We start from the raw sequence: 25,137 nt of genomic DNA, 5'->3' as shown, positions 1-25,137 counted from the left end.
GGTTTAGAAGCGCATGGACAAGCCAAGTACCGGGCCGCGCTGGGTCACGTCGTACTTGAACTTGTTGCCGGTAAAGTCGGTGGTTCGATAGTCCTGAGCCAGCACCCGATAACCGACACGGATGATCGTGGGGTGATCCGCCAGGAACATCCGGTAACCCAGATACCCTTGGGCGTTCCAGGTTTTTTTGGAAGACGTATCCAGCCCGCCGGTGTCGGCTTCGCCGGAGAGCAGCCAGCGGTCCGTCAGGTCGGCCTGCATGCGCAAGCCCACGAACGGGTCTGTCCACTCGGTTTTTTTCTTGGTGCTGAAACCCACAGAGTCGACGCTCAGTTTTGTCGACAGCTTGGTCCAGCGCACACCGACCGTGGGCTCGACGCGCCAGGCGCGAGGTTCGCCAAAAATCGTGGAGCCGCCAAACTCATACTCATAGACACGGTAATACGCACCCACCGCAAGGGTGCTTTGGGCGATTGCCAGACCTACCTTGCGCCCGAACACCCTCTCGGACTGGTGGGTTTTCGCATACACGCCATCGACATAAAACCCCAGCGTGCGATTGGTCAGTTCCAGATTACCCATGAAAACCGAACTCAAATTTTCCATCACATCCGAGAACGGTACATCCACTTTTGTGTTGACCCCGCCAAGCGCCGCTTGCCCGCTCATTGACGGAGCCCACACAAAGGGGCTCGCCAACAACAACCATTCCGAGTCACGGGTATTGGTGGTTGCTGGCGACTCACTCCCTTGCGCCATCTGCAGGAAAAACACCAGCGGCAACGCCGCAGACGCACATCTGACAGTCTGTTTTCTCATTGCCCTGATTAACCGGTCATGGATTTAACCAGTAGGTATAGCAGGTATCCCCTGAAAATCTGCTGTCAGGTGCAGTCATTGCCGGCGCCAATAAGTCTTTACCCCATAAGGCATTTACAAAAACCAGCGATATTCCCGGGCACTGATTTCCTGCATGAAAGCCAGATGGTCCTGACGCTTGTTCTCGCAGTAAACATCGACAAATTCGCCGCCCAAGCCTTCGCGTAACTGAGGCTGGTGCTGCATGCCCCGCACGGCTTCAAGCATCTCAAGCGGGAAAGCGATACCGCTGTTGCGGTCTTCGTTAAGCGGCAAAATCGGCTCTTTGCCCGCCTCAAGCCCATGCTCCAACCCGACCAGAATCGCCGCCAGCACCAGATAGGGGTTGGCATCGGCGCCCGCAAGGCGATATTCGATCCGCAGGTTTTTTGCATCAGACTCCGGAATCCGCAAGCAGGCATCCCGGTCTTCAAAACCCCAACTGGCCTGGGTCGCGATATTGGTCGTGCCGCCCAGTCGGCGAAACGCGTTCTGGTTGGGCGCAAAAATCGGCATGCTCGCGGGCAATAACGCCAGGCAACCCGCAACGGCATGCCGCAGCGGCTGCTGCTGATTGAGTGCCAACAGGTTGTTGCCGTCAGCGTCATACAGGCTGACATGCACATGCATGCCGCTGCCAGGATGCTGCAGATAGGGCTTGGCCATAAAGCTGGCGCGATAGCCGTGCTTGAGGGCAACGCCCCGGGTGCTGCGACAAAACAGGGCCGCCCAGTCCGCCGCGCGTAGACCGTCGTCGAGATGACCAAAATTGATTTCGAATTGCCCCGGCCCCAGTTCGGCCGTGATCACGGTTGCGTCGATCCCTTGGGCCTGCGCCGCATCGACCATGTCATCAAGCACTGGAGAAAAGCGCGACAAGCGCTCGATGTGCATATTGGGCTGGTCATCGGCATCGTCGCTTAACGGATCACGAGGAAACTGCACCAGCCCCTCACGCAGTTGCTTGTCGAACAGGTAAAACTCCAGCTCGAACGCCACCACCGGGTGAATGCCCTTTCGCGCCAGTCGGGCCAACACTTGGGCGAGGACTTCCCGGGGCTCGAAGACAATCGGTTTTTCGGTGCCATCGGAGGTAATCAGCATCTGGCCCAGCGGCTTGCCTTCCCAGGTCACCGGCTTGAGCGTGCCTGGCACCAGGCGTCGGACGGCATCCGGGTCGCCGTCGTTGAAGCAGTAGTCGCCAATTTTGAACAGCCCGCCCTGCACACCCAGTAACACGCAGTTTTGCGGCAATTTGAGCACGCTGCCCGCCGCCACTTTTTCAAGCATGTCGATGGGGTAGCGCTTGCCGTAGAAATGCCCGGGAATATCCAGGGAAATCAGATCGACATAACGCACCTCGGGGTTGTGCTGGCGAAAGGCACGCACTTCGGCCAGCAAATCGGAGCATGCAGCATCCATCATGGGAGTTCCTTTATTGTTATCAGGTGTAGACCCACAGCACTCGCGTGAGCTGCGATGTCAGGTTGGCGTAGCGACAGCGCGTGTGGCTGTCGAACTGAAAACTGTCCCCGGCGTACAGGGTGGCGGGCTCATCATCGTCGCCCAGCCACAGGGTCAATTGACCTTCGATCACGTAACCGCCCTGCTCCGAGCTGTCCGTCATATGCCGCTCGCCGCTGTTGGCGCCAGCTTCCAGCAGACTCTCGAGCATGGAGAACGAGGCGCGGATTTTTGGCGAGACCAGAATGTCGGTAATTCCGTTGCCCAGATACAACGTGCGGCGCTCATCGGGACGGGTCACCCAGGGCAACTGCTTGGGTTTTGGCAAGCTGTAGAAATAGGTAGTCGGCACGCCCAGGGTTTCGCTGATCGCTGTCAGGTCAGCCACTGTCGGCTGCGATATCCCGCGTTCGACCTGGGACAAAAAACCCACCGAGCGGCCGATTTTGTCCGCCAGTTCCTTGAGGGTGTATTTCTTGTGTTTGCGCAGGTCGTGGATAAGGATCGCCAACGCGGCCATCTCTTCTTGCTTGTTCATCCCGGGCCGCCGTGAAATTTTATTAATTTAATTTCATGAAAAATTACAGGTTAAATTTCACAAGCGCAAGACGGTTGCTCTGCTCGGATCCGCCAACGTCATCACAGGGGAGTTTTGTTCAATACGCCAAAGTGCCCGCCCATTAACCTTCTGGCACACCCCTGAACGGAGCACAGTAACGATGAGCGTGTTGATTTCGATGGCGGCGTTTGCCCTGGCAGCATCCATCTCACCCGGACCGGTCAATGTCGTCGCCCTGAGTTCCGGCATGCAGTTTGGCCTGGGCCCCAGCCTGCGCCATGTGCTGGGCGCAACGGTGGGTTTTGTCGTGCTGCTGCTGTTTACCGGTTTCGGCCTGCATGAAGTGCTCAAGCAGTGGCCGATACTGACCGACCTGATTCGCTGGGCAGGTATGGCCTTCCTGCTTTACCTGGCCTGGAAGCTGGCGATGGATAACGGCCGGATCGAGTTCAAGGGTGACACGCCACACCCCTCATTTTTAAAAGGCGCGGCCATGCAGTGGCTCAACCCCAAGGCCTGGCTGGCTGCTGTCGCGGGCATGGGCGCCTTTGTCGCCGGCGGTGAGGCCGTGCTGATCTGGTCGTTCGCGCTGATCTACTTTGTCGTCTGCTACGCGTCCGTGGCTTGCTGGGCCTACACCGGGGCATTCCTGAGCCGTTATCTGCGCAGCGCCAGGCGCATTCGGCTATTCAACCGCAGCATGGCGGCCATGCTGGCGGGCTGTGCGGTCTCTTTGCTGTGGTTTTAAGTCTTGTACTGGCCGGGCGTGGCGGCGAGGTACTTTTTGAATACCCGCTGAAAATGCGCCTGATCGGCAAAGCCGGTCTGATGAGCGATATCGGCGATCAACGCACCTTCGCGCAACTGCGTCTGCGCATGTTGAATCCGCCGGTTGATCAGATAGGCGTGGGGCGTCATGTGGTAACGCTGCTCGAATGCGCGAATCAGGTAAGCCTCTGACAGGCTGGCGGCTTCACAGATGTCCTGGAGTCGAATCGTGCGCAGGAAATGCGCATCAATATAGTCGGCGGCACGCTCCACCCGCACATTGGCGCTCTTGCGCAGCGCCACCGAACTGCCCAGCTCTTGCTGCATCGATGAAAAAAACAGGATCGCCGCCTCATGCTTGGCCAGCACCTCTAGCCGAGGGTCGACCAGTTGCGCATAGAGGGCGGTCAGACCGTTGAACAATGCTGGGGATTGGGTGTGAGTGGCCGCGACGGGATGAAACACCCCGCTGGCATCCGCCTCAAAACCGTGCTGAATACCTGCCAGCCAGTGGGCATCGACATACAACATCACGTATGACCACAGCTGATCCTCGACCGGATTACAGGCATGAACATCCCCCGGATTCATCAGCACCACCGTACCTGCGCTAATGGTGTGGGAGGTTTTTTCATGCAGGTAATTGCAGCAACCTGAAGTGATCGCACCGATTGAAAATATCTCGTGAGAGTGCCGCGCATAGCAGACCTTGCGGCCATCGGCGATTGAGCGCGCCTCGATAAAAGGCAACTGCGCATCCCTCCAGAATTTCGGAGTTGCGCAGCCTGGATCGACGGCAAGGGTACTGACCTGATTGCTTGCGGGCATGGTATCGGGACCGGGAAGATCATGGGCCACGATGGATTTCACGGCCTTTGTCTGCCTGCCAGACTAGCACTTGAAGCTAGGCCACACGAATGACAACCTTGCCTTTGGCCCGGCCTTGCTCGACATAACTCATCGCTTGCGCTGTGTCGCTGAACTCAAACATCCGGTCAACCACTGGTTTGATCACACCAGACTCAATCAGCGCGCTGATTTCACGCAACTGCTCGCCATTGGCCCGCATGAAAACAAATGAATAACTCACACCCTGCTTGCGTGCTTTGCGGCGGATGCCATAGCTCAGAAGGCCCATGACCTGCTGCAACCCCCAGTTCAGCCCCTGAGCCTTGGCAAACTGCGCGGTAGGTGGGCCGGAGATCGAAATCAGCCTGCCTCCCGGTTTCAGCACCTTGAGGGATTTTTCGAGGGTGCCCGCGTCAAGGCTGTTCAGCACCACGTCGTAGTCGTGCAGCAACGTGTCGAAGTGCTGCTGCTTGTAGTCGATCACGACATCGGCCCCGAGGGCCTTCACCCATTCAACGTTGCGGGTGCTGGTGGTCGTGGCCACGAAAGCGCCCAAGTGCCTGGCCAACTGAATGGCAATACTGCCCACCCCGCCGGAACCTGCATGAATGAGCACCTTCTGCCCTTTTTTCAGTTGCGCGGTTTCTACCAGCACCTGCCAGGCCGTCAGCGCGACCAAAGGGATGGACGCTGCCTGCGCCATGTCGAGGTTGACGGGTTTAAGCGCAAGCGCATCCTGGGACACCGCAATAAGCTCAGCGAAAGTCCCCATGCTCTCCTCGCGAGGACGCCCATAGACCTCGTCTCCCGGCTTGAACTGGCGCACATTGTCGCCCACACGCAGCACTACGCCCGCCAGATCGTTGCCCAGAACCAGCGGGAACCGATAGGGCAGGATCAGTTTGAACTCGCCCTTGCGGATTTTGGAGTCCAGCAGATTGACGCTGGCGGCATGCACCTTGACCAGCACGTCGTCGGGTCCAACTTCAGGGTCGGGCAAGTGCCCTATCCGTCCAGTGTCCTTGCCATATCCATCGATAAAAAAAGCTTTCATAGCAGGCGGCTCCGGGTTGAGGCACCGAGCGGCAACTGCCCCCGGTGCGGCAACCCCGCATCAATCAGTTTTTATAGCGATCGGCAGCATGGGCCATCCGCAGATCCCCCAGCAGCGCCTGACGGGCGCCATCCAGCGCATCCCAACGGGCAGTGTCATGCAAAGGCGGAATGGTCACTCGCTCACGGCGGTCGAAACCGACCAGCGCGGCATCGACCAACTCACCCACCTCCATCACCTCAGGCAGGACGTTGATATCGATACCTGCGCGCTCCCAGATTTCGGTGCGGGTTGCGGCAGGCAAAACCGCCTGGACATAAACCCCCTTGGGCGACAACTCGTGACTCAGCCCTTGTGACAGCAGCTGCACAAACGCCTTGGTTGCAGCGTAGACCGACTGGCCGAACTCCGGCGCCAGGCCTACGACCGAACCTATATTGACGATCGCCCCCTCACCGGCCTGCACCAGCCGTGGCGCAATCGCGCTGGCCAGTCGCGTCAGCGCAACGGTGTTGAGCGCAATAATCGTCGTGAGGCTCTGCGCTGTCTGCTCCAGAAAACCGCCCGACTGGGCAATGCCCGCATTGTTGATCAGGATGCTTATGCTGGAGTCGTCACGCAGCCGCGCTTCAACCACCTCCAGATCACTGGATTGGGTCAGGTCTGCCTGCAACACATCGACGGCAACACGGTATTGCTGGCGCAAGTGTGTCGCCAGGGCTTCCAGTCGCGCCTTGTCGCGGGCAACCAGCACCAGATCGTGGCCACGGCGTGCAAAGCGCTCGGCATAGGTCGCCCCGATGCCGCTGGAAGCGCCCGTGATAAGAACTGAGGAATGAGTAGTCATGGAGGCTCTCTCTCAAGAATAAATCCAGCCGCGGGATGCGGCCTGTCGATCGAAGAGGCTTTATGATGATGATCATAATCTAAATCGTCAACTATTTTGATGATGATCGACATCCATGTATAGTGGGCGCTTGATTGTCAGTGGTTTGAACGAGGCATAAGGCGATGAGGGTCACAAAAGCACAGGCGCAGGCGAACCGGGCACACATCGTCGAGACGGCTTCCAGGCTGTTTCGCGAGCGTGGCTATGACGGTGTGGGGGTGGCGGATCTCATGGCCGCGGCCGGCTTCACCCACGGCGGGTTCTACAAGCACTTTGGCTCAAAGGCTGACCTGATGGCCGAAGCTGCCGCGTGCGGACTGGCAAGCTCGCTGGAAAAAAGCGCAGAGCACGATATTGCCGGGTTCTTTGACCAGTACCTCTCCCGCCAGCACCGTGATGCGCCGGGAGAGGGTTGCACCCTGGCGGCCTTGTGCGGGGACGCAGCGCGACAGCCTGAAGAGGTCAAGGCCACCTTTGCCCAAGGGCTCGAAAACATGCTGGCCGCCGTTGAGCGCTCAGGTGCCACGTTCGCCGGCGTTGAGCCACAGGACATGCGGGCCAGGATAATAGACACCATGGCCCATGCCATTGGTGCGATCGTGCTGTCCCGGGCCTGCCCTGATAACAGCGCGCTGGCAGATGAAATTCTCGAGGTTTGCCGCAAGCAGATTCTCGGCCCCATGGGCACCCGCGACTTGTAGATACTCTGTTGCCAGTCATCCCTCCCTGTGGGAGCGAGCCTGCTCGCGAAGGTCGTTCGCGAGCAGGCTCGCTCCTGTAGCCGCTGACGAGCCGTGCGAGGCTGCGTCCGGTTGCGAAGCGACCGTAAAACCTGAGTCCGGGATTTATCTGAACGTCCGCTGTGTCCGGTTTTACGGCTGCTGCTTCGCAGTGGCGCACCAAACCGAACGCAGCCTCGCACGGCTCGTCAGCGGCTACAGATTGAACAGCGCACACTTACACCAAACAGGTCGGCCGGTCGGCCGCCTCGAGGCGCAGTGCTTTTGATCTGCCCGCCCCTTCGGGAGGCCGAGAGGAGGTTCTGCGCAGTGGGCATCCCGGCATGGATGCCGGGAGAGCCGTGTTGGGCCAAGGATGGCCCATCACGGCGGGCCCACGGAGCGGGACCGGAACGAGGGAACCTGAGCGAAGCGAAGGCCGTACGCAGGGGCGAAAGCGCTTTGGTTACTTTACCGCTTTTGCAAAGTGACTCGCTGTAAGAGCGAAACCATCATTTCAGTTAACTGCGGATGCCGGATATGTACCCCGTGTGCCAGTTGTTTTGCGAAGCACCCGCACCTATGCCGAGTACATATCCATTCGATGTGTCACGGTTCTCTACGGGTTCCGCCCTTACGGCGGGTCACTTTTTCCAGACGCCGAAAAAGTAACCAAAAAGGCTTGCCCTACCATACGGCCGCCTCGCCCAGGCTCGGTGGTTCCCTCACTCCGGCACTGTCATGGAGGCACGCCGCGAGGGGCCATCCATGGCCCATCGCGGCTGGCGCGGCGTCCTGCCGCGCCACCCCCATAACAGCACCTGCGTTCGGCCTTCTGTGATGGGCATTCGCGTCGTCTGGACATACGTGTGGCTCCAGCGAAAGCACAATGCATCGCAGACGTCACAGATCCCTACGAAAAACGGTTTAGCGCCAACATACAAGTCGCTGAAGAGCAGAACGAGGCTGCGATCGATCGCGAAGCGGTCGCAAAACCGGAACACGCGGTGTGCCTGAAAAACCGAGGAGGCTGACTTTACGACTGCTGCGTCGCAGTGGCGCACCAAACCTGACGCAGCCTCGCACGGCTCGTCAGCGACTACAGACCGGCGATTTACAACAGCCTGATCACGTCGCTGTAAGGCGTTTGCAAATCACGTTCGGGGATTTCCCAGATCACAAGCGCAGGGGGCGTCTGTTTGAATGCCGGGTTATTGAAGTAATTGTTGGCACCACCGGAAAACTCGCCTCCATCCTTGGCAAAGTCACCAATCGGCGCACCCAGGGCCTGTTGCATAAACCCGGCGAAATTGGAGTTGCGAGAAAACGAAGTGCCAATCAGTGCCACGTTCGGCAGGTTATCGTCGCCAAACAGGTCATCCAGGCTGTCTGCATCACCCTGCGATTCCCCGGCTTTCTCACTGAACCGGCTCGCCGCCACAGACTCGGCTGCGGGTTGCAAACCTGCTGGCAACCATTCAAGACCGGCCAGGCGCACCAGATCTCCCGGGCGACGCGCCGGGTCTTGCAGTGCCGTTTCATAATCCTTGTGGGGTGTGGCAGTGATCCCCATCGCCTGTACCCGCACAGCAATGGCCTTGGCCGCCGCCGAGGCGCCTGCTTCGCTCCAGTGGGTGTCGGTGCGCAGGTAAGCTTCGCTGCCCAGTGATTGCAGGGCTGGCGCCAGATCCAAAGCACTTACCCCTGCCTTGTTCAGCGCTTCAACCCAGGCCACTGCGCGATTGTGCAACTGCACCGGACGACGCAAATCGCACAGCTGCCCGCTGGCAATACGGCTCTTGTCCGGCACCACGGCCACCAGCAAGCGGATGCCTCGCAACGACAGTTGCTGCTGGATATCACGCACCGCCGCCGCCTTGATCTGTGCATTGGCCTGAGCATGACGGTTGATGCGCATTTCATCGGTCAAGAACAACCAGCCATCACATCCCGGACGGACCCGTGCGCCGGTGTCGTGCAGCATCAGCCAGCTCGCGCCGCGTTCCAGATCTGCCGCTTTTCGCGGCACCCCAGCTTCTGACAACTGCTTGGCGATCTTGTGGGTGACCTCGCCATGCAGCACCCCGTCGCGGGTCAGGTCGGGGGGCAGCATCTGGACCTTGCCGCTGATCAACAGCCAGAGCGACGAGGCAAAGCTGACGGCCAGAAATACGACAAACACAACGCCGCCCAACCTGCTGACACGGGCGGTGAGTTCAGTCGGTACAACCGGTTGGGGCGTTGAAGAAGACATGGGCGCGGCCATCAGAACTGGAAGTAGAGGAAGGGCACCGCCTCGCGGCTCGCGATCAACGCGAACGAGAGCAGAAAACCCGCCACCGGCCACAGGGCCGCTATAGGAACAAACCACACTTGAGTACCAAAACGCTGCTCAACACGGTCCTTGAACAGCGGCGCGATAATGCATGCCACGCCGAGCAGCGCCGCCAGGCCGTGAGCCGAGCGCAGCGTCACGGCCAACGCGTCGCCCAAGGCAAACCCGTGCAAACCGAACTGGCCGGCATACATAGTCAGGGCCGATGCAAAATCCGGCGCACGGAACAGGGTCCAGGCCATGAACACAAACATCAGTGTCAGGGTATGGGAGAACAGTGGAGGGATACTCGGCAGGTTCGATCGCGACCACAACCGGTCCACACACAGCGCCACCCCGTGAGCGGCCCCCCACAGCAGGTAATTCCAGCTATCGCCGCCATGCCAAAGTCCGGCAATGGCCATGGTCAGGAACAGGTTGCGATAGGTCTTCCAGGCCCCGTTACGGTTACCGCCCAGGGCGATATACAGGTAGTCGCGCAACCAGCTGGACAAGGACATGTGCCAGCGCCGCCAGAAATCCTGAATGCTGCTGGCCAGGTAAGGCTGGTTGAAGTTTTCCGGAAAGTGAAAGCCCAGCATCAGGCCGAGACCGATGGCCATGGCGCTGTAGCCCGCGAAATCGAAAAACAGTTGCAACGAGTAGGCCAGGCAACCGATCCAGGCGTCGACAAAGGACGGATTATCCAGATGGAACGCCACATCCACCAATGGCGACAGAGTGTCTGCCACCAGCACTTTCATGCACATGCCAACCATGAAACGGCGTGCGCCCAGAGAAAAATTCTGCCAGTCGAAATAGCGTCGGGTCAGCTCACGACGCACCCAGTCATAGCGAATGATCGGACCTGCTATGGAGTGACCGAACATCGAAATGTAGGTGGCGTAGTTGATGAAGCTGCGCTCCACCGGCACCGTATGGCGGTGCACATCCACCAGATAGGAAATGGCCTGCAGCACGATAAACGACAGCCCTGCCGGCAGCGCCACCCGCTGCCACTCCAGCGGCATCGCGCCCGGCCAGGTAATCCATTCCATCCAGGTTGCAGCCAGGATATTGGCGTACTTGTACCAGCACAGCACTGCGGTGTTGAACACGATCAACGCAATCAACAGCCGCACCCTGCCCTTTGAGTCTTCGCGGGAGCGATCAATCAGCAGCCCGCCGACCCAGGCAACGATGGTCAACGCCACGTGCAACGCGAGGAACATCGGGTTCAGCCAGCCATAGAACAACCAGCTGCCGATCAACAAAATGACGTTACGCCACTGGGGCTTGCCCAGGGCGTAAATCAGCATGAAGGCTGGCAGAAACAGCGTCAGGAACTCGAGTGAGGCGAAGACCATGGCAGCGGCAGAATCCGATCAGTGGGACAGAGTGTCCGTTGCGCTCAAAAGACGTGGCCCGCTGGCAGAAGGCACCAGCAGCACGCTGTAGCGTTCCCCCGCCTTGAGCATGCCCAAATCCAGCGCAGCCCCCACATTGGCGTTGGCGCACACCAGTTGCACCGAAAGGTTCACCGGATTGATCGAGCGCCGTTGCAGGCTGGCGACGGGCACCGCCTTGAACAGATCGGCGCTGCGCCCGGCAGGACGCAGACTGGCATCGCTGCAGGATTTATCGACGTTAACGAACGCCAGCGAAGCCTTGAGGCCGTTGAAATCGTCAGGTGTCTCACGCACGGCGACTTGCTCGATACCCGCACCCTGCGACACGACAACAATCGTCGCGAACTCCCCGGGCTCGACCTTGAGATCCAGCGCCAGCTGATGCCCGCCACTGACCAGAGAACCCTTGACCGGACTGGTCGAGTCCACCGGGAACAATAGCGACGCCGGTTGCGCCACTTCAAGGCGCAACGGCGGCTGTCCTGCCTGGCCGATGACGTCCAGGGGCGCCGTGGTGGCGTTGACGAAGCGGATGAAGGCTGCGTCCTGGCTGGGGCCGGTGGGATACAGGGCAAAATCGGCAGCCAGGGTGCACATGCTACATAACAGTGTCATCGCACCCGTCAGTGGACGAATCACTTCTTCTCTCCCTTGGCGCTGACCGCTTCAGGCGGCAGTTTGCCCAACGCATTGCCGATGGCATTGGCCCAGGACTTGTAGCCCGCAACAGTAAAATGCTGGCCGTCAGTGGTCACCCACTGCCCGGGCTTGGAGAACTCCAGGGAATCAATGTAGGTACAAGGCGCGACGTTGGTTGCCAAAAACGCGGATATCAGTTTGGTGCGCGCATCGTTTTTCTTGTACATGCCGCCTTCTTTGCCCCACGCCGGGCCTACCCATGCGCATTTGGCACCGTTGGCGGTGATTTCCTTGGCCAGTGCAGACACGTTCTGCCACGCCCAGGCCTTGGGAAATACCGGCTTGTCGTACGAGGCCATGGTGTCGGCAATCACAAGCACCACCAGGTCCGGCTTGTCGGCGGCAATCAAGTCCTTGATTGGGGTTGTAGTCGCATCACGCCCCTTGATCACAATCTTGCCGCTGCCTTTTTCTTCAGCCCCACAATCGACTTTTTTGGTGATAAGCCAATCGCCAGCGCTGGCCCCGCACGCGCCAATCGAATGCACATTCGCACCTTGCTGGGTCAAGTTGGCGTGTAGTGGTTCCATCAGGTGATTGGCCAGGCTCATGTGACTCTCCCCAAGAACAAGAAGGGTCATACCGGCTAGAACGGATGAAGGCATTTAAAGTCTCCAGGACATCAATTGGAATAAGGGGAACTGTAGGGGCTGACCGGCAGCGCCATCGGGCCGTTCATGTCCTCAAACATGTAACGCAAGTACATGGCACCCGTGACTTGCTGGTAGTCCTGGGCATTGTCCAGACCAAGATTGGCCCCCAGAAAAAAGTTTGAACCAAACTTGTACTCACCGGCTACGGAAAGGCTGTAACCAACCCCAGCCTTGCTCTCGCTGGAGTAGCGCTGGTCGTTTTCAGCTTGCAGCGTGCTGTCGCCAGGGAAGTAGTCCGCACCCGCCTGATGGGAGTACTGGACACCCACCGAGCCCTTGACCTGATAGCTGAGGCGCTCGGTGCGCTGCGACCAGGCCACCGGCACCCCAAGGGCAAAGTAGCTTTGCGGGCTGAAATAGCCGCCGTGACCGTAGGTAAAGAAGTTCTGGTTATTGTCGAAGCTCATGCCCGTGGCGCTCAGGCCGAGGGTCAGCTTGCTGTCTTCATCATTTTGCAGATACCAGTAAACACCGGCGCCCAGTTCGGCACGGCTGTTGGACTCTACGTTATGGCCCAACAGCTTGTGCCACGCGCCGTAGCCATAGGCGCCAATCGCCTGGTCGTCGTAGCTCAGTTGGCCACGACCGCCGTTAGCCGTCACACCGCCCCACGACTGCCCGCTACGTTCATCGGTAGTACCGGCGAACGACGTCACGCTGTCGATTACCGGACGGCGCGAGACGTTGACGCCATAGCGCACATTGGAATTGCTGGCGAGCGGGCGATCCACACTCACACCACCGGCGACGGTGCTGTATTGAAAGCCGATTGGCGTAGTGCCGATGTCAGCCTTGATGCCTTCATCCGGACGAGCGAAGCCAACGCTCACACCCACACCACTTTCACGCTGGGCACCAATACCTTCGGTTGACGCGTTGCCACTGCCGAAGCGTTCAGCGGCATACACACCCACCCGTCCTGCGTTCAGGGATACCGGCGTCACACGCACAGCGAGACGGTTGTCACCTGCCGGGAAATTAATCTCCAGCGGCGTCTCGATATCGGTCATCTTGCCCAGGCCCGGCTCGCTGTCATTGGTGCGCACGGTCACACCCTGAGTCACGTAAGCACTGCGTTCCTGAAGGATGCTGTCCAGTGCCCGCTGGGCAGAACTGGCCTGATCTACCGCTACATTGACCGTGCCTTGCGGCGCGAAAGGATTGGCCCCGGCATTGCCAAATCGCCCGGAGGGCACGGCCGCACGGCTCGGGATTGCGGCTGCCACGCGCGCTTGTTGCTGACCTGGATAGACGTCTTGGGGCATTAACGAATTGCTGCCTGCGCTATACGATGCCGAATCCAGCACGGCTTGCGCCGGAGCAGGAATCCCGTCGATCGCCCCGCGGCCAACCTGATTACCCGGCCCCGACAAACCTGCAAAAGGGTTGGGCGCCGCGCCCGTACCGGCAGCCTGCGTCGCCAGGCTGCGTTTTTTCTCGGTCTGCTCGATGTCTACGGCCTTGCGCAACAGGTGGGTGGCTTGAGCAGACTTGCCCATACTGCGGTAGATCCGTGCCGCTTCGGTCAAGGACTGCGGGTCGTAGTTTTGCAGCTTCACGAACTGCTCCAGCGCACGTTCGGCGTAGCCGTTATCACGGGCCAGAACGGCGGCGTCCGCTGCATTGAGCAAGATCTGCGGGTCGTTTGGCTGACGCTGCAGCAAGGGTTTGTACAGCTCGAATGCCTTGGCATTGTCACCGCTGCTGACATACATGCGCGCCAGTGCCGAAACCGCACCCGCATCCCCGGGGCGTAACGCCAGCGCCGGTGCCAACGTGTCATAAGCGCCTGCAAGATCACCGCCTTCACGCAGCAGGTCTGCCTGACGAATACGATACTGGTAAAGCAGATCATCGAAGCGCTTGCGTGTAGCAAGGCTCATTGGCTGATTTTGCAGGCCCCGCAGAATCGAATTGACCTGAGCATCATTGCCCGTCTTCAACAGCAGATTGGCGTACTGCAACATCAGGTCGGCGGACGGTGTCGGTGTCTGGTTAATGACGTCGCGCATCATGGTCAACGCACGTGTGGCGTCACCGGTGTCGACATAGGCCGACGCCAGCGTCGCCATCCGGTCCGGGCTGCGGCTGGCCATCGGTTGCAAACGATCAAGCAGGGCCAGGGCTTCCTGACGCTGGCCGCGCTTGGCCATGGTAGCGGCGAGTTTGACTTGCACCGTCAGGGTAATCTGGTCGGCCAGCTCGCTCATGTCGGCGGTGCGGCGGCCCGCAGGAATGCGACTGATGGCGGCCTGGGCAGCGTCCCACTGCTCCATTTCCACCGAGAGCAAAGCGCTGGTGTAAAGCGCGTCAACGTCGGTCGGATGCGCCTTGAGGTAGCTGTCGATCAGGTCTCGGGCTTTTTGTGGCTCGCCGGTCTTGAGGTAAAGGCGCGAGAGGTCAAAACGGGTCCAAACGTTATCCGGGTCGTCCTTGACGGCTTGCACCAACGCCTGTTGCGCACCACGGGTATCACCCCGCTGTTCGGCCAATGCAGCCGCCTGGGTGGAGCGCAGCGCACGCAGCCGACCACCGCCGCCCATTTCGGCCTGCTGGGCTGCAGTCAGGGTATCGAGCAAGCGCAATGCCTCATCGGCCTGCCCCGATTGCGACAGCACATTCACAAGCCCTTGTACGGCCTGCGCATTATCTCGCTGCACACTCAATACTTGGCGATAACTGGCCTGGGCTTCATCCAGTTGACCGTTCTGGGCCTGGAGATCTGCCAGGGCCAGGCGCGCTTCGACGCCTTTAGGGTTAAGACGCATGGCCTGTGCAATGTTCTGCCGGGCCTTGTCGGGTTGAGCCTTGGCCTGGTTGCGCGCCTGTTGCAGCAAGGCCCAGTAGCGCACGTTGTCCAATGCGGGCTTCCATCGCGCGCCCCCATTGCCAATGGCACGGTTGAGCAACTGCTCAGCCTCAACCAGACGATTCTGTTGTTGGCGCACAACACCAAGCCCCCCCAGTGCATCAGGGTCATTGGCCTTGTTTTTCAGGCGTGCGGCGAACGCTTGCTCGGCACCTGCCTGATCGCCTTTTTCAAGGGCTTGCAATCCACGTTCTACCAGTGGATCTGGTTGCCAGCTCGCTACCCGGCCAGCAGTGCTGGCTTTCGATTTACCTTTGTTCAGTAGATCGCGTATTTCCTGATCATCCGGATGAGCCTTCAAAAAAGCTTCGAACAAAGGTGCCTGGGCAGCGCTCGGAGGACCGGACCACACCAGCGCCAGACGCCAGCTCTCGTCAGCGTCACCACCGATGTCGGGCCGCGTCGACAGTTTGGCCAGGGCACGAATACCTTCGGGGCGAGTGTCTTCGTGACGAACCAATTGCTTGGCAAGAAACAGCGCCAGAATCGAGTCATTCGGCGTTTCGTGCAGCAAACGCTCCATGCCTTTGCGAGCTTCCGGCCAGCCTGCAGGATTGAATGCAAGGTTGTTGTAATACTCTCGACCTAAAGTGCCTGACGGTGTGCGCCCGGCAAAGAGTTTGCGAAACACCTGAGTCGCCTGGTCACGCTGGTCGCTATCGACCAGACGGCGAGCCTCGGCTTGAAGCGCGATGTTCTGCGGCTCGGTAAGGGCCAGGTCCTGCTCCAGCTGCGCAGCCAACCAAGGGCGGGGCGACAAAGCCTGCAGGCGTTCCAGGTATTGCCTGGCTTGCGCGGACTTTTTCTGCTTGATGCTGGCAAGGCCCATACCGTAAAGGGCGTCGACTTGATTGGGGTCCAGACGCAACACTTTTTCCCAAGCTTCAGCAGCTCGTTGTGAATTGTCACGGCCCTGCCAGTACTGGCCCTGCTCGACCAACTGCGATTGCACGTCCCGTGTGTCGGCGTGGACGGCAGTGCTGATCATGGCGGTTAAAAAACCTATGGCTAGCGAGTGGCGGTGCGGACGCATGACGTCTCCCAAGACAATTTGAGTGTTCCGTCATCACGAAACTGAAAACGATTTTCAGCCCAGCCGAGTGCGAACAAGCTGAGCATGAGGTTGTAATACAACGGTTCGGTACGCTCGCCGCCGACAGTGGCCAGTGCCTTGTCCAACGCTTGTACGGTTCGACGTTGCTGGGCCTGTGCCAGCCAGGGCTGGCCTTTGGTCTGGAAGTACGGGATCAGCGCAGCCGAGAACCCGAACGGCCCCTGACCCTCGAGTGCACCGCTGATGACCTGGACTTTTTCCGGTGGAATACCGGTGGACGCAGTGCTGTTTGACATACCGTCCAGCATCGCCAGCAAGGGGGCTGCCAGTGGATCGGACTTGGGCGTCATGCCAGCCCACAGGTACACGCGAATCGCGTCATAACTGCCCTGCTCGCCTGTGATCGGATCAACCACGAACAAACCGGCTTTCGGCCCGGTGGCACGGTAACCAACCCAGTCGGCCACATAGCCTTTGGGGCTGGAAGCCTTGATCATTTTCACCGTGTTTTCGGCTATTTCTTTCCAAGGTCCGGCCGGTGACTCCTTGGCCAGTCGACGCAGCAGCGGCAATGGCAGGTAGCTGGGATTCAACCGCCACAGGTGATCGGGCTGCACGAAACCCTGTGGCCCCGGCAACACCATTTTGCCCAAACCGGGCAAGCTCACTATCAGTTGGGTTTCTATGTTTGCAAGCAGCTGCAACGCAGCTTCATGATAGTCCGGCCGCTGCCACAAACGCGCAGCCTCCAGCAGCGAATAAGCGATCCACAAATCCGAATCGGACGCCGAGTTCGCGTCCTGCAATTGCCATGTGCCGTCCTTGCCCTGCCCCCACAGCCAGCCCGGCAGACGCTTGCTCACATCGGCTCCCGCCATGTTGGCCAAGGTCCATTGCCACAGCTTTTCAAAGCGCGCCTGATCGTTGCCTATCAGTGCGAAAAGCATCCCGTAGGATTGGCCTTCGGAAGAGCTTTGATTGACCTGAGCACTGGACTCCAGCATCCGGCCGTCAGCCTGCACAAAATGCGAGGCATAGGTTTGCCAAAGCGGCCACTGAGCATTTTTGCACGCCTCGTCTTGAGCCACCGCAGGCGTCAGCGTGAACGTTACGAAAGCACAGGCGAGCAAACGAAGCGCCGTATGCAGGCGCCTCGTTGAGGTTTTATTGCGAAAGATCGCGAAGAAACTCATGCCCCGTCAGCCACCCAGACGCTTGTTGGCACGCGCCCGCAATGCCAGATAGGCCAGACCACTGAGCAGGATCACACCCAGGCCGGTCAGTATCAGCGCCAGTACCACGTGACGCGACATCAGCCATTGCAGGTATTTGATCGGGCCCAGGCTACCGACGTAGTACTGCTCGTCCGCAACCAGTGGCTCGATATTTTTACCGCGTACCACCACCAGGCTGCCCTGGATCGACTGGGTGTAATCCTCACCCCCGATCAGGGCATTGGTCGCGTCGGCCAGGCCCTGGGGCTGACCACTGGCGATCACCACGACACTGCGACCGTTTTTGAGCGGTGACTCGAATCCGGTGAGGTAGGTACTGCGCGCACCACCGGAAAATGCCATCGCCAGCCGGGTTCTGCGCAGATTGGCTTCAGGGTCGGGGCTGAACCAGTCACGTACCCGCATTGGCAGGTCGGACAGATGAAAACTCTGCAGTCCTTCGCCATCGGCAGCGGGCAGACGATCAGCCCATTGCGTCAGCAACGGCTGATTGGCACCGGATGCCAGCACCAGCAAGTCCTTGTCCGCAGCGCTCCCAACCTGCGCGGCCTGGATCACCTGTACGCCGGTGGCCGGGTAACCCGTGGAGCTGCCGAAACGACCAAGTACCGTCAGGTAGGCATCCAGGTCCGCGGTGCCTGCGTTATCCGGCAACACCACGGCTGTTTGCGACAAGTCGGCCAGGCGGGTGAACGGGAATCCGGCATCCTTGAACACGCCAAGGTTGGGCATGGCGATAAAGTGGTCGTAGCCGCTCACATCGATGGTCGACTCGGGGTCAATGGCCCCACGCATGTTGTCGATGATGATGTCGTTACATTCCCCCTGCTTGATGTAATCGAACATGTATCGCAGCTGCAGGCGTGACTGCAGGGCAGTCGAGTTCAACGCCAGCATCACGGTGGTTTCGCGGCCAAGGCTGTCGTCGGACTTCAGCGCGCTGAGTACGCCGCTCGGAAGTTTGTCCTGGGACGGCAGGTTCTGCGACTGAATCAGCGCATCGTTGAAACTGATGATGAACGATGAATTGTTGGACTTCTCTTGAGGCGTGTAACGGTACTTGAGGTTCAACGGCGCACCGCCTTCGCGCCAGGTAAACAGGTCCGGGGCAAAGTTGAGCGGCACGGTAATGTCGCCCGGGTTGTAGCCGGACACCGCCAGTTCCTTGGCTGGCAACAACTCACCCAGTTTTACCGGGCGATCACTGGGCAACCAGTTCGGTGCGTCATAGGGTTTGCGTGGCTGCACCACATCCAGGCGGTCGATGACAACGCTATTGCCCGACAAGGCCTGATTGCCCAGCACCAGCGCCGTTGCAGCGCGCTTGAGCTCAGCTCCGTCGCGACCGCTGACGACCAGCAACTTGCCATTGGCGTCGTTGGGGTTGGTCATCACGGTCAGGGTCGGGCCCTTGGCGGGCGGCAGGCTCAGGCTGTCGATCTGAAGGGCATCCGGGCCACTGACCAGCACCACGGCATTGCCGCTGGCCGGAATCCGGTTGTAACCCGATGAGAACCGCGCACCACGATAGCTGGCCTGGGCACCCAACCACGACGACAGGGCTCCGGCGGCTTCCAGCGTGGCATTGTCGGGCGCAGCGGCGAACACGAACGGCAAGTCCAGGGGACGGGCGTCGCGACGATCAAAAAACGGCAGCGGAATAATCGACAGGTCGTCAGGCAAGGCCAGCGGCGATACGTCGATGCCCAACTCCGAGGCATTGCTGATCTTGGCCCACAGGCTGGAGTGCTGGGGGTCCTCGCAGCTCATGGTGTAGTGCCCGATAAATTGCAGGCTCAGGCGGTTGAACTCGGTAATCAGATGGGCCGGGATCTCTACAACCTGTTGTTGCAGTTGCCCGGCCTTGTCCTTGGGCAATGGCAGGCTTGCGGCCACTTCATCGTTGACCAGCACGTTGATTTGCGACAGCTCCGCCAGCAGCGCCGGGGAGTAGGAGTACTGCAGGTTCAGCCTGGCGCCGGTGACGATCGAGTCGGCCCGCACATCGAAGCTGACGCTGTCTGTCGCCTCCACTCCACGCAGGTTCATCGGATAATTGCGGCCCAATTGCTTGAGGGTAACGGTGTAGCTTTTCGCTCCGGGCGCCGTGGCCGCAGGCAGGGTTTGGGCACTGGCAGCGCCCGCGCTGAAAGCCAGCAAGGCGCACGTCAGGCGGGCCAGCGCGCGGCGCAGATCGCGCAAGGCGGCGAAGGCTGAAGACGTTGAATTCATCACTTGTCCAGGACATTGTCTAGCGTGGAAGGGGTGACGCGGCGACGGCGCAGCAAGCTGCGCACTTCCATGGCCGAGGCTTTGAAAAGTTCGTGGATACCGCGCAGGCCGATACGACCGACCTCACGCAAGGCGACAAGCGGGGTATCGACCTGCCCGCTGCCCCAGGTCGAAGCCCAGGTGTCGGCGCGGGAGAATGTAAGGCGCACCAGGTCACTCTGCTGACGCAAGGTCAGGGCATCAAACTGCACGCCCGCCAACTCGCCGCGACTGAACACGACCACTGCCGGGAACACACTCGAGTGTTGATTGCGAAACAGGGAAATCTGTACCTGCTCACCCTGAGGCAAGCTGACGCCTTCCGGCAAAATCAAACCCATGCCTTTTTGCGAAAAGTCCTGGGTTACACCCTCTATCACGCGGCCATCGGCACAGGTCAGGCGCACAGGCAATTTGGCTGCTACCCGCGGCTCAGCACGTACCTGTCGGGTTTCGCTGGCCACTGCCACTGCAGCACTGGTGATGATGACGTTGTAGAGCGTCCACATCAGGTTGATCAGCACCGTGGTTGTGGCGCCCTCCTCACCCATTGCCAGCCGCGCGATCCCATAGGCCATGCCCGCGAGGTTGAGGGTCAACAGCACGATGTAGGGACGGGCGAGTTTCCAGTCGAAGAATTTCTCATCGATGATCCCGCCCTTGTCGGTCACGTTGAAACCACCATGCTTGGGATCGACCAGCGCCACCAGCACCGGCCCCATGATGTACCAGGCCAGTACGGTCTCGTAGACCTCGTTCCAGAACGAGTGGCGGAAGCGCCCCTGAATGGTGGAGTTGGTCAGGCTGGCATGGAAGATATGGGGCAATGCATAGGCCATGATCATCAACCCCGCAGCGTGGAAAATCTGCGCGTCGAAAAACAGGAAGGCCAGCGGCGCCGTCAGAAATACCAGGCGCGGCAAACCATAGAAGAAGTGCAGCATCGCGTTGAGGTAGCACAAGCGCTGCCCCAGGTTCAGCCCCTTGCCGAACAACGGATTGTCGGTGCGGAAAATCTGCGCCATGCCCCGGGCCCAGCGAATGCGCTGGCTGATGTGGCTCGACAGACTTTCCGTCGCCAGGCCGGCCGCCTGGGGAATGGCCAGATACGCCGTGTTGTAGCCGGCGCGATTGAGTTTGAGCGCGGTGTGGGCATCTTCGGTCACGGTTTCTACTGCGACCCCGCCAATCTCCATCAGCGGCTTGCGCCGGATCACAGCACATGAGCCGCAGAAGAATGTGGCGTTCCACAGGTCATTGCCGTCCTGGACCAGGCCATAGAACAACTCGCCTTCGTTAGGTACCGAGCGGAAGGTATCGAGGTTCTTTTCGAACGGGTCCGGGGAAAAGAAAAAGTGCGGCGTTTGCAGCATCGCCAGCTTCGGGTCTTTCAGAAACCAGCCAATGCTCACTTGCAAAAACGAACGGGTCGGCACGTGATCGGCATCGAAAAACGCCACGAACTCACCGCTGGTGATCTGCAACGCTTCGTTGAGATTCCCGGCCTTCGCATGCCGGTTGTTGTCACGGGTGATGTAGTTGACATTGATCTGCTCGCAGAACTCGCGAAAGTCTTCGCGACGCCCATCATCGAGCACGTGGACCCGCAGCTTGTCCTGCGGCCAGTCCATGGCCTGGGCGGCAAAGACAGTCAACTTCACAATATCGAGGGCTTCGTTGTAGGACGGGATGAACACGTCAACTACCGGCCACTCGCTGGGCGGGCTTTTGAGCAATACCGGTTGGCGCCGCAGCGGCCATGCCGTCTGCAAGTAACCGAAGATCAGCACCACCAAGGCATAAAGCTCGGCCAGTACCAGGCCGTAGCCGAACGCGATGTCGATCCACTCATCGAAGTCCAGGGTCGCCGTCAGACGCCAGTACATGTAGCGCAGCGAAGCAGTCAGCGACAGGCAGATCATGATCAGGATGGTCAGCCGGCCGGGGATCCTGCGCAATATCAGCGCCGCGCCAAAGCAGCCGAGCGCAAAGATGCACTGGGCATAGAAATCAAACGGGGCGGTGACGATCAATAAGCCCACAAGCGTGCAGAACGCTATCGTGCCAATGGTCAGCGCGCGGCGTGCCACAACGGGCCATCGTTCAATACGATCAGCCACGGACTGCGCCCAACGTTGCAGACGGGTTTGTACAACAGGCGGCTCAGTGCTGGTCTTGATCACAGCGCGGACATCGCTGTAGCAGAGCCGTTGTCAAACCCTGCCTTGAGTTGTTTACCCAGCCATACCATATCCTGGCAGGCTGCAGATGCGTTCGGTGAAGTCAGCGGGTTACGACCATAGGCCAGCGACTCGCCCAGGGTGTTATCCAGCGCAACGACTCCGAGCATCTGCCCGCCCAAACGACGTTTGAGGACCTCAAGCATGTCCCGCGAAAACTCGCGGGTGGCATCGAACTGATTGACCACGTAGTTGCAGGCCGGGGACTCAGGACGGGTGGGGACGGAGCCCATCAGGCGATCCATCTGATCCAGGGCAACAAAGCTGGCGGCGTCGGCGGTGGTGACTACGATCACTTGATCAGCCACATCCAGCGCTTGCTCCAGATACATCGAACGGCCGGTCGGTGTGTCCAGAATCACTACGTCGTTTTCATCCAGATTCAGGCGAGCCAGTTGCCGGGCCAACCAATGGCGATCCTGGCTCATGTCCCGTTCCAGGGCACAACGTTCGTCATCACTCAATACGCCGTAGGGCAGCACTTGAGCACCGTCGAAACCCTGCTGAAGTTTGTCGGCCCAGGTGGTGCCATCCTCGCTCGTAGAGCCCATTCCCGTCACACCGGATTCAATCCCGAGGTGGTAGTGCAACGCATTTTGCGGGTCAAGATCGATGGCGATGGTTTTGCATGCGTCCAGACACAAGCTGCTGGCCAACCCGGCGCCCAGAGTGGACTTGCCTACGCCACCCTTGGCCGAAACCAGCGCCACGATATGTGCCTTGCACTTCGGCACACGAGCCCCAAGCTGTGCCTGGGCGTGCATCTCGGCCTGACGGGCAAGGGCGACTTCGGCGAGCAGGTTACGCAACGGGGTTGCAACGTCTCCAGAGGTCATCAATGGTGCTTCAGGCTGGGGGCGCGATGACTCAACGACTGGCATTGCAGATTGCATGACGGGTTGCGCTCCCGGCGTAACCACCGAAAACGGTAACGACCGGAATGGCGCCTGTTCAATTTTCGGCTCGGCCGCCATGTTCTCGATTACTTGAGCCACAACTTCAGGCAAAGGCGCTGGCTCGGCAGGCAGCGGCATCTTTTGCGGTGCTGCGCACGGGTAGTCGAGCGGGGTTTCGAACTCGTGATAGCTGTCTGAAGTCGCGCCAAATCTACTGAATAGATTTGATATGTCGTCTTTGTGGCTCATAGGAAGGCTTCCTGCTTTCTGACTGTTAACGACCCATGACCAGCCGCAGCGCGCCAAAATAAGCCATCACAATGGCATCGTCAATAAATTGAACGAAATAGGATTAGTATCTTGGTAAACACGTAATAAATAAACTTATTAGCCATTTAATTGACGCGAATCAGGATTTATATTTGGCGCTGCTGACGCTGTATAAATCACCAATACTCCGACCCAGCTGCCCCGGCCTGGTGCCAGCAGACGGATGGACCGGGATCCGGGTTCTGAGCACTTCACGCGGGCACCGATCCTTCTACACTGGATAAAGTTGTCGGAAAAAGTGAAATGCGGATCAGAAATAAGGAGAACTGTATGTCTGAGCACTTCAAAGGCCTGAGGGGCGATACCCCCTTTGGCGCCGCAAGCCCGCAGAGCCAACGAGAACTGGCTGTTGCCGCGGCATTAACCTTGATCCAGGCCAAGGTTCTAAATTCAAGCGGTGCCGGGCAGCTTCAAACAGAGCTCAATCGGCTGAGCAAGTATGCTGATCAGATTCAGGCCGCACTTGAGGTCAAGTGAAGGGAGGCTTGCATACCGCTGACATAAATCCCTCACCTTGCGCTGATGCTGTTCACTCAAGAGCAACACTGCTCAAGTGTGGGAGCGGGCTTGCTCGCGATGGTCTTCAGATCGCCGCGTCTACTCATTAAATACACGCCACCGTTAACGACCATCGCGAGCAAGCCCGCTCCCACAAAGACTGGAACCTGTTGCCGCAATAGCTTGTTACAGCTTTATCAGCCACAGTGGTTGCCAACATAGAACTTGGGGGTTATTGCCCCGTCTATATTCTCAGACATCCCTAATGTAGCGGGTGCACTGATTACTGCCCATTGAGGTATATAAGATGCGAATGACACTACCTGCGCTAGTTCTGGGCCTTTTGTTTGCACAAGGAGCAATGGCTGCCGGTGACGGAACCGCCGCTGTCGGAGGCGGTGTTGGCGGCGCGCTGGGTAATATCGTGGGCCAACAGCTGGGAGGGTCCACGGGGGCCGCCGTTGGCGCCGGGGTCGGTGGCGCTGCAGGGAGTGCGATCGGTGCGCCACGAGGCAGCAAAACCGAAGCCGCCATTGGTGGCGGTCTCGGATCAGCCGGCGGATCGGTCATCGGCAACAGGCTGGGAGGCTCTACTGGCTCCACCATCGGCGCGGGTCTTGGCGGTGCCGCTGGCGGGGCGATAGGCAACAATCTTGCCGACGATGGCAGCAAGCACAACTCCGGTGGCAAGCATCACAAGAAAAACAAAAACAAGAAGAACAAGCACCGCCGATAAACCAGGCTCAGTGTCGCAGTGCTGTTCAAGTGTGGGAGCGACCTTGCTCGCTCCCACAAAGTCAGGAATCGCTTAAGTCACAACTTTGCAACTCAGTGTCGGGCTTTTTCAAAGTGCTCCCGATGCTTCACCCATTCCTCATGCACCTCCAGATAGCAAAACCCTCCCCTTGATGGCTTCAGGTGGCGAATGCACGCCAGCCCGTCGACATCCGACCAGAATAAATTGCGCCTTTTTGCCGAGGTTGCTTGCTCAAACACCCCCTGGATCCAGCCCTTCATTTCTCCTGCCAAAAAACGCGTCACGTCTTCTGCAAGGGCCGGTGCACGGCACTTATGCCTCCCGAAATGGCGTATTCGAACAGCTTTAAACCATGCGTTTTTTTGATTAATGCCATGCACATTGAGCATAGGGTAGGCATTTACAGCATTAGACGGCGCCCTCCGGCATTGGAATAGTCGCGCCGCCTGAGCGGTCTGCCAGTGAGCGACAAGCACCACTTCCAAGCGATCTATCCCGGCTATTTACACAGATTTTTCGGTAAATGAACGTTCCTGTTCAGGCAATTACCTACATCAAACTGAAGTAAAGGTAGAAAAAAAATAATATGAAGAAGGCAAAACTTAGCCTCGCCTGGCAGATCCTCATTGGTCTGGTCCTCGGGATTGCAATCGGCGCGCTGCTCAACCATTTCAGTGCTGAAAAGGCCTGGTGGATCAGTAACGTTCTGCAACCTGCCGGCGATATCTTTATCCGTCTGATCAAGATGATCG

The 25,137-nt window shown here is 59.1% G+C and carries 20 protein-coding genes and 1 pseudogene; 5 read left to right on the top strand and 16 right to left on the bottom strand.

What is annotated here, in order from left to right:
* Positions 1 to 3 precede the first annotated feature (3 nt).
* The 3 genes from AC19YQ_RS14945 to AC19YQ_RS14935 form a co-directional block, all read right to left on the bottom strand.
* Positions 4 to 819 (bottom strand): hypothetical protein, encoded by an 816-nt coding sequence (locus tag AC19YQ_RS14945; RefSeq protein ID WP_442800274.1) that lies wholly within the window; start codon positions 817 to 819, stop codon positions 4 to 6.
* Between the two features lie 114 nt (positions 820 to 933).
* Positions 934 to 2,280, bottom strand: coding sequence for a glutamine synthetase family protein (locus AC19YQ_RS14940; protein ID WP_339477887.1), 1,347 nt, complete (start codon positions 2,278 to 2,280; stop codon positions 934 to 936).
* Between the two features lie 22 nt (positions 2,281 to 2,302).
* Entirely contained in the window at positions 2,303 to 2,860 is a 558-nt protein-coding gene (locus AC19YQ_RS14935; protein ID WP_133078199.1) for a helix-turn-helix domain-containing protein, read from the bottom strand.
* A 181-nt stretch (positions 2,861 to 3,041) separates the two neighbouring features.
* On the opposite strand from AC19YQ_RS14935, the gene AC19YQ_RS14930 reads away from it, so the two are divergent.
* Complete coding sequence (locus tag AC19YQ_RS14930) at positions 3,042 to 3,629, top strand: LysE family translocator (protein WP_500595412.1); 588 nt, start codon at positions 3,042 to 3,044, stop codon at positions 3,627 to 3,629.
* Here AC19YQ_RS14930 and AC19YQ_RS14925 read toward each other — a convergent pair.
* From AC19YQ_RS14925 to AC19YQ_RS14915, 3 genes are all read right to left on the bottom strand, one after another.
* Positions 3,626 to 4,477, bottom strand: a complete 852-nt coding sequence (locus AC19YQ_RS14925) for an AraC family transcriptional regulator (RefSeq protein ID WP_500595439.1) — start codon at positions 4,475 to 4,477, stop codon at positions 3,626 to 3,628. The two genes, AC19YQ_RS14930 and AC19YQ_RS14925, sit on opposite strands and share 4 nt — an antisense overlap.
* Positions 4,478 to 4,553: 76 nt before the next feature.
* Entirely contained in the window at positions 4,554 to 5,552 is a 999-nt protein-coding gene (locus AC19YQ_RS14920) for an NADP-dependent oxidoreductase (protein WP_500595411.1), read from the bottom strand.
* A gap of 64 nt (positions 5,553 to 5,616) precedes the next feature.
* The gene (locus AC19YQ_RS14915) at positions 5,617 to 6,399 is read right to left on the bottom strand and encodes an SDR family NAD(P)-dependent oxidoreductase (RefSeq protein WP_500595410.1); all 783 of its coding nucleotides are present in this window, start codon (positions 6,397 to 6,399) and stop codon (positions 5,617 to 5,619) included.
* Between the two features lie 164 nt (positions 6,400 to 6,563).
* Between AC19YQ_RS14915 and AC19YQ_RS14910 the strand changes: the two genes are divergently transcribed.
* Positions 6,564 to 7,142 (top strand): TetR/AcrR family transcriptional regulator, encoded by a 579-nt coding sequence (locus tag AC19YQ_RS14910; RefSeq protein ID WP_500595409.1) that lies wholly within the window; start codon positions 6,564 to 6,566, stop codon positions 7,140 to 7,142.
* A 1,132-nt stretch (positions 7,143 to 8,274) separates the two neighbouring features.
* On the opposite strand, the gene AC19YQ_RS14905 is transcribed toward AC19YQ_RS14910, so the two are convergent.
* The 9 genes from AC19YQ_RS14905 to bcsQ are packed head-to-tail and all read right to left on the bottom strand — an operon-like array spanning position 8,275 to position 23,049.
* Positions 8,275 to 9,414, bottom strand: coding sequence for an alginate O-acetyltransferase AlgX-related protein (locus AC19YQ_RS14905; RefSeq protein WP_500595408.1), 1,140 nt, complete (start codon positions 9,412 to 9,414; stop codon positions 8,275 to 8,277).
* 11 nt (positions 9,415 to 9,425) lie between these two features.
* On the bottom strand, positions 9,426 to 10,841 hold the full coding sequence (locus AC19YQ_RS14900; RefSeq protein ID WP_500595407.1) for an MBOAT family O-acyltransferase: 1,416 nt from the start codon (positions 10,839 to 10,841) through the stop codon (positions 9,426 to 9,428).
* Between the two features lie 18 nt (positions 10,842 to 10,859).
* Positions 10,860 to 11,498 carry an alginate O-acetyltransferase AlgF gene (locus AC19YQ_RS14895; protein ID WP_500595438.1) on the bottom strand — a complete coding sequence of 213 codons (639 nt, stop codon included), beginning with the start codon at positions 11,496 to 11,498 and terminating at the stop codon, positions 10,860 to 10,862.
* Positions 11,499 to 11,518: 20 nt separating this feature from the next.
* Positions 11,519 to 12,187, bottom strand: a complete 669-nt coding sequence (locus AC19YQ_RS14890; RefSeq protein WP_219261277.1) for an SGNH/GDSL hydrolase family protein — start codon at positions 12,185 to 12,187, stop codon at positions 11,519 to 11,521.
* Between the two features lie 17 nt (positions 12,188 to 12,204).
* Complete coding sequence (locus tag AC19YQ_RS14885) at positions 12,205 to 16,137, bottom strand: cellulose biosynthesis protein BcsC (RefSeq protein WP_500595406.1); 3,933 nt, start codon at positions 16,135 to 16,137, stop codon at positions 12,205 to 12,207.
* Positions 16,113 to 17,351, bottom strand: a complete 1,239-nt coding sequence (gene bcsZ, locus AC19YQ_RS14880) for a cellulose synthase complex periplasmic endoglucanase BcsZ (protein ID WP_500595405.1) — start codon at positions 17,349 to 17,351, stop codon at positions 16,113 to 16,115. Before bcsZ ends, AC19YQ_RS14885 begins: the two co-directional genes overlap by 25 nt.
* A 6-nt stretch (positions 17,352 to 17,357) precedes the next feature.
* On the bottom strand, positions 17,358 to 19,625 hold the full coding sequence (gene bcsB / locus AC19YQ_RS14875; protein WP_500595404.1) for a cellulose biosynthesis cyclic di-GMP-binding regulatory protein BcsB: 2,268 nt from the start codon (positions 19,623 to 19,625) through the stop codon (positions 17,358 to 17,360).
* A complete protein-coding gene (gene bcsA / locus AC19YQ_RS14870; protein ID WP_374105690.1) occupies positions 19,625 to 21,847 on the bottom strand; it encodes a UDP-forming cellulose synthase catalytic subunit in 2,223 nt (740 codons plus the stop codon). The genes bcsB and bcsA overlap by 1 nt, the downstream gene beginning before the upstream one ends.
* On the bottom strand, positions 21,844 to 23,049 hold the full coding sequence (gene bcsQ, locus AC19YQ_RS14865; protein ID WP_500595403.1) for a cellulose biosynthesis protein BcsQ: 1,206 nt from the start codon (positions 23,047 to 23,049) through the stop codon (positions 21,844 to 21,846). Before bcsQ ends, bcsA begins: the two co-directional genes overlap by 4 nt.
* Before the next feature lie 351 nt (positions 23,050 to 23,400).
* Here bcsQ and AC19YQ_RS14860 point away from each other — a divergent pair, with 351 nt between their 5' ends.
* A complete protein-coding gene (locus AC19YQ_RS14860) occupies positions 23,401 to 23,607 on the top strand; it encodes a hypothetical protein (RefSeq protein ID WP_339477876.1) in 207 nt (68 codons plus the stop codon).
* A gap of 328 nt (positions 23,608 to 23,935) precedes the next feature.
* Entirely contained in the window at positions 23,936 to 24,364 is a 429-nt protein-coding gene (locus AC19YQ_RS14855; RefSeq protein WP_133078184.1) for a glycine zipper domain-containing protein, read from the top strand.
* 92 nt (positions 24,365 to 24,456) lie between these two features.
* Here AC19YQ_RS14855 and AC19YQ_RS14850 read toward each other — a convergent pair whose 3' ends face one another.
* Positions 24,457 to 24,870: a hypothetical protein gene (locus AC19YQ_RS14850; protein ID WP_500595402.1), complete on the bottom strand. Its 414-nt coding sequence runs from the start codon at positions 24,868 to 24,870 to the stop codon at positions 24,457 to 24,459.
* Positions 24,871 to 24,971: 101 nt separating this feature from the next.
* Between AC19YQ_RS14850 and AC19YQ_RS14845 the strand changes: the two are divergent.
* Positions 24,972 to 25,137 (top strand): annotated as a pseudogene (locus AC19YQ_RS14845) (glutamate/aspartate:proton symporter GltP); the annotation flags it as partial.

The sequence above is a fragment of the Pseudomonas sp. MF06569 genome (genome assembly GCF_059862735.1).
Note: the sequence above shows the minus strand (reverse complement) of the source record. Positions and strands in the feature narration are given on the sequence as shown.

Bases quoted from the DNA above. Each gene is read 5' to 3' on its own strand.
- AC19YQ_RS14945 (WP_442800274.1), bottom strand. From the start codon at position 819: ATGAGAAAACAGACTGTCAGATGTGCGTCTGCGGCGTTGCCGCTGGTG.
- AC19YQ_RS14940 (WP_339477887.1), bottom strand. From the start codon at position 2,280: ATGGATGCTGCATGCTCCGATTTGCTGGCCGAAGTGCGTGCCTTTCGC.
- AC19YQ_RS14935 (WP_133078199.1), bottom strand. From the start codon at position 2,860: ATGAACAAGCAAGAAGAGATGGCCGCGTTGGCGATCCTTATCCACGAC.
- AC19YQ_RS14930 (WP_500595412.1), top strand. From the start codon at position 3,042: ATGAGCGTGTTGATTTCGATGGCGGCGTTTGCCCTGGCAGCATCCATC.
- AC19YQ_RS14925 (WP_500595439.1), bottom strand. From the start codon at position 4,477: ATGCCCGCAAGCAATCAGGTCAGTACCCTTGCCGTCGATCCAGGCTGC.
- AC19YQ_RS14920 (WP_500595411.1), bottom strand. From the start codon at position 5,552: ATGAAAGCTTTTTTTATCGATGGATATGGCAAGGACACTGGACGGATA.
- AC19YQ_RS14915 (WP_500595410.1), bottom strand. From the start codon at position 6,399: ATGACTACTCATTCCTCAGTTCTTATCACGGGCGCTTCCAGCGGCATC.
- AC19YQ_RS14910 (WP_500595409.1), top strand. From the start codon at position 6,564: ATGAGGGTCACAAAAGCACAGGCGCAGGCGAACCGGGCACACATCGTC.
- AC19YQ_RS14905 (WP_500595408.1), bottom strand. From the start codon at position 9,414: ATGTCTTCTTCAACGCCCCAACCGGTTGTACCGACTGAACTCACCGCC.
- AC19YQ_RS14900 (WP_500595407.1), bottom strand. From the start codon at position 10,841: ATGGTCTTCGCCTCACTCGAGTTCCTGACGCTGTTTCTGCCAGCCTTC.
- AC19YQ_RS14895 (WP_500595438.1), bottom strand. From the start codon at position 11,498: ATGACACTGTTATGTAGCATGTGCACCCTGGCTGCCGATTTTGCCCTG.
- AC19YQ_RS14890 (WP_219261277.1), bottom strand. From the start codon at position 12,187: ATGCCTTCATCCGTTCTAGCCGGTATGACCCTTCTTGTTCTTGGGGAG.
- AC19YQ_RS14885 (WP_500595406.1), bottom strand. From the start codon at position 16,137: ATGCGTCCGCACCGCCACTCGCTAGCCATAGGTTTTTTAACCGCCATG.
- bcsZ (WP_500595405.1), bottom strand. From the start codon at position 17,351: ATGAGTTTCTTCGCGATCTTTCGCAATAAAACCTCAACGAGGCGCCTG.
- bcsB (WP_500595404.1), bottom strand. From the start codon at position 19,625: ATGAATTCAACGTCTTCAGCCTTCGCCGCCTTGCGCGATCTGCGCCGC.
- bcsQ (WP_500595403.1), bottom strand. From the start codon at position 23,049: ATGAGCCACAAAGACGACATATCAAATCTATTCAGTAGATTTGGCGCG.
- AC19YQ_RS14860 (WP_339477876.1), top strand. From the start codon at position 23,401: ATGTCTGAGCACTTCAAAGGCCTGAGGGGCGATACCCCCTTTGGCGCC.
- AC19YQ_RS14855 (WP_133078184.1), top strand. From the start codon at position 23,936: ATGCGAATGACACTACCTGCGCTAGTTCTGGGCCTTTTGTTTGCACAA.